At 47.2% G+C, this 14,761-nt stretch carries 7 protein-coding genes, 2 tRNA genes, 3 rRNA genes and 1 pseudogene; 1 reads left to right on the plus strand and 12 read right to left on the minus strand.

The genetic code is table 11. From position 1 onward, the window contains the following. Positions 1-272: 272 nt before the first annotated feature. The 8 genes from rrf to tyrS form a co-directional block, all read right to left on the minus strand. Positions 273-387 (minus strand): 5S ribosomal RNA (gene rrf, locus GA693_RS12005). A gap of 191 nt (positions 388-578) precedes the next feature. After that, positions 579-3,468, minus strand: a 23S ribosomal RNA gene (locus tag GA693_RS12010). 353 nt (positions 3,469-3,821) lie between these two features. Further along, positions 3,822-3,897, minus strand: a tRNA-Ala gene (locus GA693_RS12015). Positions 3,898-3,960: 63 nt separating this feature from the next. Next, positions 3,961-4,037, minus strand: a tRNA-Ile gene (locus GA693_RS12020). Positions 4,038-4,098: 61 nt separating this feature from the next. After that, positions 4,099-5,635, minus strand: a 16S ribosomal RNA gene (locus GA693_RS12025). The 16S, 23S and 5S rRNA genes sit together here with 2 tRNA genes alongside, the layout of an rRNA operon. A 436-nt stretch (positions 5,636-6,071) precedes the next feature. Further along, positions 6,072-7,976: a bifunctional metallophosphatase/5'-nucleotidase gene (locus GA693_RS12030; protein WP_160240804.1), complete on the minus strand. Its 1,905-nt coding sequence runs from the start codon at positions 7,974-7,976 to the stop codon at positions 6,072-6,074. A 107-nt stretch (positions 7,977-8,083) separates the two neighbouring features. Beyond that, complete coding sequence (locus GA693_RS12035) at positions 8,084-8,356, minus strand: hypothetical protein (protein WP_005181154.1); 273 nt, start codon at positions 8,354-8,356, stop codon at positions 8,084-8,086. A gap of 486 nt (positions 8,357-8,842) precedes the next feature. Continuing rightward, positions 8,843-10,075, minus strand: a complete 1,233-nt coding sequence (tyrS, locus tag GA693_RS12040) for a tyrosine--tRNA ligase (protein WP_005181149.1) — start codon at positions 10,073-10,075, stop codon at positions 8,843-8,845. 63 nt (positions 10,076-10,138) lie between these two features. On the opposite strand from tyrS, the gene GA693_RS12045 reads away from it, so the two are divergent. Next, positions 10,139-11,266 (plus strand): anhydro-N-acetylmuramic acid kinase, encoded by a 1,128-nt coding sequence (locus tag GA693_RS12045; RefSeq protein ID WP_005181147.1) that lies wholly within the window; start codon positions 10,139-10,141, stop codon positions 11,264-11,266. A 73-nt stretch (positions 11,267-11,339) separates the two neighbouring features. On the opposite strand, the gene erpA is transcribed toward GA693_RS12045, so the two are convergent. From erpA to GA693_RS12065, 4 genes and pseudogenes are all read right to left on the minus strand, one after another. Further along, entirely contained in the window at positions 11,340-11,675 is a 336-nt protein-coding gene (gene erpA, locus GA693_RS12050) for an iron-sulfur cluster insertion protein ErpA (protein ID WP_005181144.1), read from the minus strand. A 116-nt stretch (positions 11,676-11,791) separates the two neighbouring features. Next, entirely contained in the window at positions 11,792-12,766 is a 975-nt protein-coding gene (locus tag GA693_RS12055) for a putative solute-binding protein (protein ID WP_171066731.1), read from the minus strand. A 344-nt stretch (positions 12,767-13,110) separates the two neighbouring features. Continuing rightward, positions 13,111-14,121: a putative solute-binding protein gene (locus GA693_RS12060; RefSeq protein ID WP_104472697.1), complete on the minus strand. Its 1,011-nt coding sequence runs from the start codon at positions 14,119-14,121 to the stop codon at positions 13,111-13,113. Positions 14,122-14,378: 257 nt separating this feature from the next. Next, positions 14,379-14,741: pseudogene (locus GA693_RS12065) on the minus strand (putative solute-binding protein); the annotation flags it as partial. Positions 14,742-14,761 lie beyond the last annotated feature (20 nt).

Here is a 14,761-nt window from a genome sequence, read left to right on the forward strand (position 1 = left end):
CTGTGTTTCAGTGAACTTCCATAGCAACCCATAATGAAGACCCTCATTTCGAGCCTTCTTCATCCACACTTTGCTAGTGGAGTAGATGGTGCAACTTTCACACAATTTACAGAAAATAAGAATTGAACATTAGTCTAAAATCCTATTAATAATTAAAGTTTTATATATTATTCTCATTAGACATAAGTTTTATTTTGCTTTATTAAGCACACAAATTTTCTGCATAAAAAAAATCCCCCTGCTGTTTAAGCTAGGGGGATTTTGAATTAATGAGCTGGCGATGACTTACTCTCACATGGGTAACCCCACACTACCATCAGCGCTAAGAGGTTTCACTTCTGAGTTCGGGAAGGGATCAGGTGGTTCACTCTTGCTATTGTCGCCAGCACAACTGTTATGGACTTGTTCGGGTCTTAGTTACTTTGCTTAAGCTTGATGCTTTTGCATGTAATGCCTTACTTTGTTCCAAATGAGTTATTAACGGATTGGCCATTGGGTCTGAATTTTATTGTTTCGCATTAACTAAATCAAGGATTAGTTTAGAATTCAGCTTGATACAACAACTGTTTGGGTGTTGTATAGTCAAGCCTCACGAGCAATTAGTATTGGTCAGCTTCACATATCGCTATGCTTCCACACCCAACCTATCAACGTCCTAGTCTCGAACGGCTCTTTAGAGGAATAAATTCCTAGGGAAATCTTATCTTGAGGTAGGCTTCCCGCTTAGATGCTTTCAGCGGTTATCCCTTCCGAACATAGCTACCCGGCGATGCGACTGGCGTCACAACCGGTACACCAGAGGTTCGTCCACTCTGGTCCTCTCGTACTAGGAGCAGATCCTCTCAAATTTCCAGCGCCCACGGTAGATAGGGACCGAACTGTCTCACGACGTTCTAAACCCAGCTCGCGTACCTCTTTAAATGGCGAACAGCCATACCCTTGGGACCTGCTTCAGCCCCAGGATGAGATGAGCCGACATCGAGGTGCCAAACACCGCCGTCGATATGAACTCTTGGGCGGTATCAGCCTGTTATCCCCAGAGTACCTTTTATCCGTTGAGCGATGGCCCTTCCATACAGAACCACCGGATCACTAAGACCTACTTTCGTACCTGCTCGACTTGTGGGTCTCGCAGTTAAGCGCGCTTTTGCCTTTATACTCTACGCGTGATTTCCGACCACGCTGAGCGCACCTTCGTACTCCTCCGTTACTCTTTAGGAGGAGACCGCCCCAGTCAAACTACCCACCAGACATGGTCCTCGTCCCGGATCACGGGACAGAGTTAGAACCTCAACATTACCAGGGTGGTATTTCAAGGACGGCTCCATTGGAACTGGCGTTCCAACTTCAAAGCCTCCCACCTATCCTACACAAGTAAGGTCAAAGTTCAATGTCAAGCTGCAGTAAAGGTTCACGGGGTCTTTCCGTCTAGCCGCGGGTACACTGCATCTTCACAGCGATTTCGATTTCACTGAGCCTCTGCTGGAGACAGCGCCGCCATCATTATGCCATTCGTGCAGGTCGGAACTTACCCGACAAGGAATTTCGCTACCTTAGGACCGTTATAGTTACGGCCGCCGTTTACTGGGGCTTCGATCAAGAGCTTCGCTTACGCTAACCCCATCAATTAACCTTCCAGCACCGGGCAGGCATCACACCCTATACGTCCACTTTCGTGTTTGCAGAGTGCTATGTTTTTAATAAACAGTTGCAGCGGCCTGGTTTCTGCGGCTGTCAACCGCTCAGGGAGCAAGTCCCATCACCGTCAACAGCGTACCTTCTCCCGAAGTTACGGTACCATTTTGCCTAGTTCCTTCAGCAGAGTTCTCTCAAGCGCTTTGGTCTACTCGACCTGACCACCTGTGTCGGTTTCGGGTACGATTCCAGTGTAACTGAAGCTTAGAGACTTTTCCTGGAAGCATGGTATCAGCCACTTCGCTAGTAAACTAGCTTGCTATCAGCTCTCAGCATAGAGCACCCCGGATTTGCCTAAGATGCATGCCTACAGCCTTCCACCTGGACAACCAACGCCAGGCTGACTTAACCTTCTCCGTCCTCTCATCGCATTACACTGAAGTATTGGAATATTAACCAATTTCCCATCGACTACGCCTCTCGGCCTCGCCTTAGGGGTCGACTCACCCAGCCCCGATTAACGTTGGACTGGAACCCTTGGTCTTTCAGCGAACGGGTTTTTCACCCGTTTTGTCGTTACTCACGTCAGCATTCGCACTTCTGATACCTCCAGCAGACTTCTCAATCCACCTTCATCGGCTTACAGAACGCTCCCCTACCACGTATACAATGTATACATCCGCAGCTTCGGCACATAGTTTTAGCCCCGTTACATCTTCCGCGCAGGCCGACTCGACTAGTGAGCTATTACGCTTTCTTTAAAGGGTGGCTGCTTCTAAGCCAACCTCCTAGCTGTCTATGCCTTCCCACATCGTTTCCCACTTAACTATGATTTTGGGGCCTTAGCTGGCGGTCTGGATTGTTTTCCTCTTGACTACGGACGTTAGCACCCGCAGTCTGTCTCCCGGATAGTACTCATCGGTATTCGGAGTTTGCATCGGTTTGGTAAGTCGGGATGACCCCCTAGCCGAAACAGTGCTCTACCCCCAATGGTATTCGTCCGAGGCGCTACCTAAATAGCTTTCGGGGAGAACCAGCTATCACCAGGCTTGATTAGCCTTTCACCCCTATCCACAAGTCATCCCCTGGCTTTTCAACGACAGTGGGTTCGGTCCTCCAGTTAGTGTTACCCAACCTTCAACCTGCTCATGGATAGATCGCCTGGTTTCGGGTCTACACCCAGCAACTATACGCCCTATTAAGACTCGGTTTCCCTACGGCTCCCCTATGCGGTTAACCTTGCTACTGAATGTAAGTCGCTGACCCATTATACAAAAGGTACGCAGTCACCACACGAAGTGGCTCCCACTGCTTGTATGCATGCGGTTTCAGGATCTATTTCACTCCCCTCACAGGGGTTCTTTTCGCCTTTCCCTCACGGTACTGGTTCACTATCGGTCAGTCAGGAGTATTTAGCCTTGGAGGATGGTCCCCCCATATTCAGACAAGGTTTCACGTGCCTCGCCCTACTCGTCATCATTATGTGTGCCCTTTCGTGTACAGGACTATCACCCACTATGGTTGCACTTCCCAGAGCATTCCACTAAAACACACATAACTTAATGGGCTGTTCCCCTTTCGCTCGCCGCTACTGAGGGAATCTCAATTGATTTCTTTTCCTAAGGGTACTGAGATGTTTCACTTCCCCTCGTTCGCCTCAATACACTATGTATTCATGTATTGATACCTACCTTATGGTAAGTGGGTTTCCCCATTCAGACATCTCCGGATCAAAGGATATTTGCCGCCTCCCCGGAGCTTTTCGCAGGCTATCACGTCTTTCTTCGCCTCTGACTGCCAAGGCATCCACCACATGCACTTAATTACTTGACTATACAACCCCAAACAGTCGTTAATCCCTACAAGTAGGATTAAGACAATTAAATAAATAATCAATTATCTATTTAATCTACAGTTCGAAGTCCCGTGCACTTAAGCACCGTACAGCTTCAATCTAAATTCATATACCAAAACGCTTGATTCAGTTAATTTGCTAGTTCTCAATTCAATCTACGTTCATCAACCCGTCATAACAACGCGTTAACGTATATTGATTGAGTGAACAATTTATTTCAGACTCAATTTTGCCAATCTGTTAATGATTCACTGCATCCTCGTCGGACTGCAGTCAACTGTGATAAATCACAGAGATTAATAAGCATAAACTTACTAAGCTCTATAATCTATGGTGGAGACTAGGAGAGTCGAACTCCTGACCTCCTGCGTGCAAAGCAGGCGCTCTACCAACTAAGCTAAGTCCCCAGCTTATCATTTAAGTCAATGTTCTGATTTCTATTCGCTCTGCAATTGCTTGCTTGTCGTTAGTGGTGGGTCTGACAAGACTTGAACTTGTGACCCCACGCTTATCAAGCGTGTGCTCTAACCAACTGAGCTACAGACCCTCAGATACATCGTCATGAAGAACAACTTGTTGTGGATTCTTACCAATCGTCAATCTTTCGTTAAGGAGGTGATCCAGCCGCAGGTTCCCCTACGGCTACCTTGTTACGACTTCACCCCAGTCATCGGCCACACCGTGGTAAGCGTCCTCCCTAAGGTTAGACTACCTACTTCTGGTGCAACAAACTCCCATGGTGTGACGGGCGGTGTGTACAAGGCCCGGGAACGTATTCACCGCGGCATTCTGATCCGCGATTACTAGCGATTCCGACTTCATGGAGTCGAGTTGCAGACTCCAATCCGGACTACGATCGGCTTTTTGAGATTAGCATCACATCGCTGTGTAGCAACCCTTTGTACCGACCATTGTAGCACGTGTGTAGCCCTGGCCGTAAGGGCCATGATGACTTGACGTCGTCCCCGCCTTCCTCCAGTTTGTCACTGGCAGTATCCTTAAAGTTCCCATCCGAAATGCTGGCAAGTAAGGAAAAGGGTTGCGCTCGTTGCGGGACTTAACCCAACATCTCACGACACGAGCTGACGACAGCCATGCAGCACCTGTATCAGAGTTCCCGAAGGCACCAATCCATCTCTGGAAAGTTCTCTGTATGTCAAGGCCAGGTAAGGTTCTTCGCGTTGCATCGAATTAAACCACATGCTCCACCGCTTGTGCGGGCCCCCGTCAATTCATTTGAGTTTTAGTCTTGCGACCGTACTCCCCAGGCGGTCTACTTATCGCGTTAGCTGCGCCACTAAAGCCTCAAAGGCCCCAACGGCTAGTAGACATCGTTTACGGCATGGACTACCAGGGTATCTAATCCTGTTTGCTCCCCATGCTTTCGCACCTCAGTGTCAGTATTAGGCCAGATGGCTGCCTTCGCCATCGGTATTCCTCCAGATCTCTACGCATTTCACCGCTACACCTGGAATTCTACCATCCTCTCCCATACTCTAGCTAACCAGTATCGAATGCAATTCCCAAGTTAAGCTCGGGGATTTCACATTTGACTTAATTAGCCACCTACGCGCGCTTTACGCCCAGTAAATCCGATTAACGCTCGCACCCTCTGTATTACCGCGGCTGCTGGCACAGAGTTAGCCGGTGCTTATTCTGCGAGTAACGTCCACGCATCTAGGGTATTAGCCTAGAGCGCCTCCTCCTCGCTTAAAGTGCTTTACAACCAAAAGGCCTTCTTCACACACGCGGCATGGCTGGATCAGGGTTCCCCCCATTGTCCAATATTCCCCACTGCTGCCTCCCGTAGGAGTCTGGGCCGTGTCTCAGTCCCAGTGTGGCGGATCATCCTCTCAGACCCGCTACAGATCGTCGCCTTGGTAGGCCTTTACCCCACCAACTAGCTAATCCGACTTAGGCTCATCTATTAGCGCAAGGTCCGAAGATCCCCTGCTTTCCCCCGTAGGGCGTATGCGGTATTAGCATCCCTTTCGGAATGTTGTCCCCCACTAATAGGCAGATTCCTAAGCATTACTCACCCGTCCGCCGCTAAGCTAAGGTGCAAGCACCCTCGCTCCGCTCGACTTGCATGTGTTAAGCCTGCCGCCAGCGTTCAATCTGAGCCATGATCAAACTCTTCAGTTAAAATCATTTTGTCACTTTATTCGAAGTGACCAAATCTGGCTCATCAATTACTGACTTAAATTCGCTCAAATAAACTTCGAGTAATTTAAACCAATCAATTAATGAAAATATATTCGATTAATCAACCAGTAAAAATCCACACAAGTTGTTCTTCATAATCTCTTAATGATCTTTCCAACACCTCGTCAGTGCCAGAAGCTGGACTCAAAACACTCAACAACTCAGCGATCCGCTTCGTTCATCACCGTGTATCTCGTCGGTATGGGGTGCATTCTAGAGGATTTCAGAATCATTGCAAGCCCCAATTCACTTTATTTTTCACGTATGTATCTTTTTTCTACGAAACAGCTAAAAAAACCGGTTTTTCACTTATTTTTTGCACAATTCAAAAGAAAAAATCCCGCGAACGGGATTTTTTGCTGTCTTTCTTTTTATCTTATTCAGTAAATTTCTGCGTGCTGTAATCCGCTGTTGGCAATTTACCGAGCGCTTTTTGTCCGGTTGTTCCCGGTAAACGCTCCACATATTGTAAAAACGCTTCGGCATAATCAAGGCCCACGTCCATACGGCGCTCGCCTGCCACCTCTTTCATGCTGCTATAGTAGTCCTGTCCATTGGCCAGGAAGTCGATAGTCACCACTTTATAGGTTCGATCCAAGACCAGTGCTTCATAACTACCGCTTGTATTACGCACTTCCAGCTGGCTAATACGCTGCCCTTTGGCCTGGGTTAAATCTACCTGCCAGCGTAAACCACCAGTATATGGATAACTGCCAGTATTTCTCTGCTCGACCACACCGCTAATCGCATCTTCCAGCGTGGCTTTAATTTCTGCACCAGTCATATCCAAACGGACCAGTGTATTTTTAAATGGCAGTACCTGATAGATTTTCTCTACGGTGACTGGACCTGCCGCGACATCCACACGCACCCCACCACCATTCTGGAATGACAGATCGGCATCAAAGTACACTTTACCTTGTTGCAAGAAGGCTTCGGCAATCATCTGCTGAATATCGCCGCCATGGGCAATGACATGCGGATTCTGGTTACAGATATCGCCCAGACTAGAACGGCTGGTATCGCGCTGCGTCCCCGGTACACGGCGTAAACACAGGTTATCGGTTGCCTGAGCCACCACCGTGCTGGCAAAATTCTGTTTCTGTTGTTGATATGGCAGCAGCACATTTAAGGTCGCGGTATATGGGCTGACCACCTGCATCGGAATATTCGCCGCTTTAAAACGCTCCAGCAGCGCCGCCTGTTCGGTTGCATTTAAGGCTTCAAACTGTTTGCTCTCGGTATTTTCACGCTTAAAGTCATCGCCCACTAAAATGTGCGGTGTACCACTACACTGTTCCACCTGACCTTGCGGATTGAACCTGACCTTTAAATCACCCACTACATAGCTGTACTGCCAGGCCTGGGCAATACAGACCAGATCACCATCTTTATTTCGCGCTTGGGTCGGATACGCACCACTCGGACTCAGGCCGACCGCCTCTAAACTGTCCGGACCTAATAAGGTATGTGAGTCACCACCAACAATTACATCGACATCGGTTAAAGCCGCAGCCAGTTGCTGATCCAGGGCAAAACCGGTATGGGTTTGCAGGATAATCTTATGGATGCCTTGAGCTTTCAGGCGATCAATTTCCTGTTGAGCCGCTTCAATTTCATTGGCAAACGTAGTGTCACTGTTCGGCTGAGAGGCATTTTTGGTTTTATCAGCAATGGTCAGGCCAATAATGGCAAACTTTTCACCGTCACGTTCAAATATAAAAGACTTTTCAATGCGCTGGGTCTGATACAGCGGCGAAGATGGGCCGAAATTCACATTGGCCGATACAATACGGGTTGAGGTGGCACAGTTACCGGCATCCAGATAGTTAATAAATTTCTGTAGGCCTGTATCTTTGGCATCAAATTCATGGTTACCCAGCACAAAACTGTCAAAGCAGACCGTATTCATGGCATCTGCATCGGCCTTACCTTCAGAAAGGTTAAAGTATAGATCACCAGTAATCGCATCACCACTGTGCAGTTTGATCACATTCGGATATTCCTCTGTCAGACGGTTGATTAACCCGGCGACACGGGCAAAACCACCCCGGCTGACGCTATAATTTTCTTCCTCAGCCCCTTGTGCCAAGCTAAAGTTCCAGTGCTCTTCATCTAAATGGGAGTGATGGTCATTGATATGCAGAATATTCAGTTCAACGGCTTTACCCTCGACTACTGGTGTCGGTGTAGTAGTCTGACGGTCATTATCCCCGCAGGCTGTCATGAAAACAGAAAGACAGGCTATGGATAATATGGTTTTTTTATTCAATACGTTCATCTGGCAATTACCCTGAGACTCAGTGTTTTAATTGGAATTGTCTGATTGAGTCTGTGGCCTGAACATGTAAGACAGATGAAAAAACGATCAAGATTTCATGACAATAGTTAAACCCGTTCGCGAATATGCTGCATGACTTCTAAGACCAGTGCCTGTTTACCGCGATAATCTTCGGCCGCAAACAGTAGTCTGGCTTTGCGCGGCAGTTGCTCGTGAATCAGGGCAAATAGCTGATACATGGCCGACAGTTCCAATTGCTCAAACAGCGTCTTGACCGGTTGATAGGCAAACTGCTTTTCACTTTGCGGCTGATATTCAAACAGGAAACGTAAAATGGCATCCAGCTGCTGATCATGGGTATCGGTATTATAGGAATACATGCGCTCCCTCTGGCTCGAGTTTATTTTTTATATGGAAATGATGATCCGGATTTATTTATACGCCGGATTTTTGCAGCGGGCAACCATGGGCAGACACCGCTCCAGCTGCTCAAAAAACCGCTTTTTTCAGGTCAAAGGCTAAATTTTGGATAAAAAAAAGAAAGAGATCTCTCCCAAAATCTCTCCCTCGGAGTTGAATCTTTTACGGATCCATATGTTATTGTCATTATTATTTTCGGCTATTTCCGCGCTTCTTGGGGATGAAACGTCATCAAATAGCAATTTACCCTCTAGATATGTAGACACCACATATTTAGACGGATAAATCTTAAACATAAAATATGACAAAATCAAGACAATCGGAAAAATTTAATTCTTGTTTTTATAAGGTTTTTTTTAAATTTAAATATTTAAATATCTTATAAGCAATATCATAAAAAAAGCAGACCGAAGCCTGCTTTTTAATTCAACTACTTAACTGCATTTTTAGTCGGTAAAGGTGACTTTGGCAATGGCCTTTTTACTGGCCTGCACAATCAAGGTCACGTTTTCTTTTACCGAGAATGAGGCATCGACTGGTTGCCAATCAACTTTCACTGCACCACGACCGACAGCATCTTTGGCTTGTGCCGCGTTTTTGGTTAAACCTGCTGCACGTAAAATAGAAGCAATGAAAATCTCGCCGCCATATTCGCCACGTGAAATGGTCACTTCTGGTGTACCTTCTGGCAATTCACCTTCGGTAATCAGGTTACCGGCACCTTTATGCGCATTGGCTGCAGCTTCCGCACCGTGGAAACGCTCGACCAGTTCCAGCGCCAGAATCTTTTTCACATCCTGCGGATTACGACCTTCAGCCACTTCTTTCAGTAATTGCTGGATTTCTGCCACAGACTTGAAGCTGAGCAGGTCAAAATAACGCTCAATCAGTGAATCCGGCATAGACAGCACTTTTTGATACATCGCGCCTGGGGCATCAAATACACCAATATAGTTGCCTAATGATTTCGACATCTTGTTGACGCCATCTAAACCTTCCAGAATTGGCACGGTAATACACACCTGTGCTTCCTGGTTATAACGGCCCTGTAAGGTACGGCCCATCAGCAGGTTAAAGGTCTGGTCAGTACCGCCCAACTCTACGTCGGCTTCTAAAGCCACTGAGTCATAGCCTTGTACCAATGGATACAGGAATTCGTGAATCGCAATTGGTTGCTGGTTGTTATAACGCTTGGTGAAGTCATCACGCTCCAGCATACGCGCCACGGTTTGCTGTGAGGCCAATTGAATTAAATCGGCCGCAGTTTTGCTGGCAAACCATTCCGAGTTAAACACCACTTTGGTTTTGTTTGGATCGAGAATCTTGAACACCTGTTCCTGATAGGTTTTGGCATTTTCCAGTACCTGCTCGCGTGACAACGGCGGACGGGTCGCGCTCTTACCGGTCGGGTCACCGATCATGGCAGTATAGTCACCAATCAGGAAGAAGACCTCGTGCCCCAAATCCTGGAACACTTTCAGCTTGTTAATTAAAACCGTATGACCCAAATGCAGGTCAGGTGCAGTCGGGTCAAAGCCCGCTTTAATTTTTAAAGGACGGTTCTCTTTTAATTTCTTTAGAAGATCTTCTTCAGAAATAATTTCATGCGTACCTCGTTGGATGAGGGCAAGTTGTTCTTCAGCTGGCAAGAAATTTGACATCACAAAACCCAAACACATCAGTTATTCAATTTGTGCGATATACTAACACTTTTTCAGCACATTGCAGGCTTAAGAATAACCATGACAGCGATCTATATTGGGGTAATGACCGGCACAAGTATGGATGGTGTCGATATTGTTGCTGCTTCTTTTGATCCTTTACAGCTTCATGCCACCCTGACCCTGAGCTTCGATCCCGATTTACGCGATGAACTGATGGCCCTGACCCTGCCGGATGACAATGAAATTGACCGGATGGGCAAGGCCGATGTGGCGCTGGCGCAAATGATTGGACATGGCATTAACCGCCTGATTGAAGAACACCAGCTTGATCGCAGCCAGATTCGTGCCATTGGTTCACATGGCCAGACCATCCGCCACCGGCCTGAACATGGCTTTACCCTGCAAATTGGTGATCCAAATATTATTACCGAAATAACCCAGCTGCCGGTGGTCTCGGATTTCCGCCGGCGTGATATGGCTGCCGGTGGACAAGGTGCCCCTTTGGTACCAGCTTTTCATCAGGATGTGTTCCAGCATGACAGCATCCACCGGGTGATTCTGAATTTGGGCGGGATTGCCAATGTCAGCATGTTGCCTGCCGGACAGCCGGAAAAAGTCTATGGTTTTGATACCGGCCCGGCCAATATCCTGATGGATGCCTGGTGTGAACGCTACACCGGCCAGCCTTATGATGAAAACGGCAACTGGGCGGCTTATGGCCAGCCAATTCGCAGCCTGCTGGACCGTCTGCAGGCACATGAATATTTTTCCAAAGAGCCGCCAAAAAGTACTGGCCGTGAAGATTTCAACCTGGAATGGCTGGATGAACAGATTGCCGACTGGCGCAATGACCTAGCCTATCAGGAACTGGAAGATACCCCAGAAAATGTACAGGCTACCTTGTTAAAACTGACCACCCGCGCGATTAAAAAAGCCATTTACCGCTCGGGCATGGACACCGGTGAAGTCTATGTTTGTGGGGGCGGTGCCTATAATTCCTATTTACTGGAACAGCTGCGCTGGCGCTTACGCAAACATGAGTGGAGTGTACAGACCACGGCGGATTTAGGTATTAACCCGACCTGGGTGGAAGCCACTGCTTTTGCCTGGTTGGCGATGCGTTTTCTGAACCAGCAAAGTGGCAATTTCCCGGCTGTGACTGGGGCCAAAGGCTACCGGATTTTAGGAACATTGACCGCAGTCTAGGCCAATCTCTTGGTATTAAAAAAGATATTAAAAAAGCCCTCAAAATAGAGGGCTGAGTATTTTAAAATTCTGCTTAAATCGAGAAAGAAGAACCACAGCCACACGTAGTGGTCGCATTCGGGTTTTGAACCACAAAACGTGAACCTTCCAGACCTTCTAAATAGTCCACCACTGAACCGACCAGATATTGATAGCTAAGTGAATCGACCAGCATTTTTACGTCACCATTCACGAATTCAGCATCATCTTCATTCATGCTTTCAGCAAAGTTAAAGCCGTAAGAGAAGCCCGAACAACCACCACCGGTCACATAAACGCGTAACATTAAATCTTGGTTGCCTTCACTGTCACGCAATTGGCGTACTTTGTTCGCAGCATTGTCAGTCAGCACAAGGGCTTGGGCATTCATGTCGGATTCCTCGTTCGATTCAAATGTCTTTTAACAGAAAAGACCACATATCAAGTATAACATACCCAATATATGGTCAGTCATGTTCAATTCAAAGTCAATTCAGACTAATTTTATCAAGATTGTTTGTAATTCTCATCCTGCAGGCCGCATTCGAAGTTTTTCGGGTCCTGCTTACAGCGGAATTGCCACAGCAGCTTCATCATGCGTTTGTCATAAATGCCACGTTTGGTCAGGTCAATCCGCGCCTCACGCATCATCTTCTGATAGCCCGGTTTGTCGGCTGCCGGAATATTCATCCAGTATTTTTGCGGAATATCGGCTTTCATTTTACCCAAGATGTTAAAGGCACGTGGCAATTGACCTTTGACCCATTCCCGTGATTTCTGGCCAAAACCGGCCGGGAACTTGTTCGGGCGAATAATAATATTGCCAGTTACCTGTAAAATCGGATAATTCACAATCGCGCCTTTACTGCCCAGGCCCTTATGCAGCTCCAGTGGCTTAAACACGGCGGCCGGCGCACCAATAATATCGACCTGACCGTTATTGAATTTACTGCCGAAGTTGGTGACATCTGAACTGACTGCCTGCGCGCCAATCTGCTGCACCATAATTTTTTGTGCCTGGTCATAATCCAGGACCGCAATTTTTTTACCGGCAGCTTTGGCCACGGTATTAATACTGCGGTCATTGACCATTAAAAAGGCATCACCAACAGGCACTACACCAGCCACTTCATACTGGCCTTGAGTCATAAAGCGGGAAAATTTCGGACTGGCCAGTCCCTGCATGACTTTGACCGCCAGATTTAAATCGGGAATTGCACCAATCGCATCCAGAGAACCGGTAAAGCTGTTAAATTGACGCCCGCGCATACCGGTGACACTAATCCCGTCACATTTACCGGCTTTAAAATCTTCGGCAATTACCGCTTCATTCTGCCCGACGCGCAGTTCAATATCGGCGCCCCAGGCTTTGGCCGCCAGCTGATAGTCCAGCATCAGCGCATACACATCACCACTTTTTCCCACCAAATCAAAGACACACACTGTCTGCTTGGCCTGTGCTGCAGTCGCACCGAGTCCCATCACTGCAGCCAGTGCGATGCCTTGAGCATAATATTTCATTGATCTTTCCTTTATCGCTGTTCTTGTTGTTTTCAGTTGTACTGAAGTGTTTAATATTTTAAAAAGCTGTTTTTGCCTATCCATCCTTGTTCTTTTTACCTTTGGAGATCACCCTCTCCTGCTCCTCCTGTCTGTATGCCTTGGATGAAACAACTCATCTCTATTTTTTAGGCTTGGGCAAAGATGAAACTATTATTTTTGATTAGCTTACGTGATTTGACCTGAACTGCAATGGCCCAAGTGACAAGGTTCCAGATGCAACAACCCGGCACAGATGCCGGGTTGTTTTTCCTTAAAAATGAAGCTTATTCACCGCCCAGTGAACACTCGAAGTTGGCTTTATCGACAGAACAGCGGGCACGTTTGAGTACGCTCATCATCGACGCATCATAAATACCGCGCTTGGTCATATCCATCCGCCCCTCACGTAACAGCTTCTGGTATTTGGTTTTCTCTTCCGCGCTCAGGTTCATTTTGTATTTGGCCGGGATGCCTGCTTCCAGACGTTTAATCATACCCAAACTTTTTGGCAGGTTTTTCGAGAACCAGTCACGCGATTTCTGGCCAAAACCGGCCGGGAATTTCTCCGGACTAATCACTAAATCAGCCGTGACATGCAGCACCGGGAAATTAAACATGGCGCCTTTGCTGCCCAAGCCTTTATAGATTTCCAGCGGCTTATAGGCATAGGCTGGCGCACCAACCATATCGACCTGACCATTATTAAATTTCGCCACAAAGTTAGACACATCGGAGATTACCGCCTGAGCACCGACACGTTGCACCATAATTTTTTGTGCATCATCATAGCCCAGTACCGCAAATTTCTTGCCGGCAGCTTTTTCAATCGAATCAATATTCTTGTCACGGACGAAAATAAAGGCCGAACCTAAAGGTGCAATTCCCGCCACTTCATATTTTTTACCCCCCAGATTGGTGACCATTTTGCCGGCATTACGTTTGTCCAGGGCAAAAGTAATCGCACGTTGGGCAATAGCATTGCTGGGCACACCACCCAGTGCATCAATCGAACCGGCAAATTTATTGTACTGACGGGCACGCATCGCAGTCAGGAAAACCGCATCACATTTGCCGGCTTTAAAGTCGTTATCGGCCACGGCTTCATCCTGACGGGGAATCAGGTTGATGTCTGCGCCCCAGCCTTTCGCGGCCAGCGCCCATTCCTGGGCCATTTGATAAGATTCACCAGATTTGCCGAGTAAATCGAAGATACATACATCGACCTTGGCTGCCTGAACATTGCTGGCCATACCCAAAGTAGCCAGTGCAGAAAGCGCGAGAATTGTTTTTTTCATTGTATTTGTCCTTACAGAATCGTCTTTCATCAAGAGTGTCCATACACTTGCTGAATATTAAGCAACTTGTTTTTAAAAAAATAGAGCTTTTACTCCAAATATTTTTAAATCGTGACCAATTCAATTTATGCTGCTGCTGATCTCAAACCCACAAATTGCAGAGATCAACAGTATTTTCAATGGCTTAAAAATTTCAGGCAGAGCGGCGAAAATTTACACATCGTGGCCACTTTTTTACAAACTTATAACCATTTTCTCTATTCGCCGCCGAGTGAACATTCAAAATTGGTGCGTTCTACCGTGCATCGTGCCCGTTTCAGGACCCGCATCATCGAGCCATCATAAATGCCTTTTTCGGTCAGTTCGATGCGGCCATCACGTAACAGTTTCTGGTATTTGTCCTGATCTTCCTTGCTGAGTCGGGTGCGGTATTTATTCGGAATTTCCGCTTCCAGACGTTTCACCATGGCAAAGTTTTTTGGAATCTGCTGTACAAACCAGCGCCGGGACTGCACTGCAAAACCCTCTGCGAATTTTTCTGGCCGGATAATCAGGTCCGCCGTGACATTCACCACCGGAAAATCAATCATGGCGCCGCGTGTGCCCAAACCTTTATGAACTACTCGGAGCTAAAGCAACC

This window comes from Acinetobacter indicus (genome assembly GCF_009914475.1).
Lineage (GTDB): Bacteria > Pseudomonadota > Gammaproteobacteria > Pseudomonadales > Moraxellaceae > Acinetobacter > Acinetobacter indicus.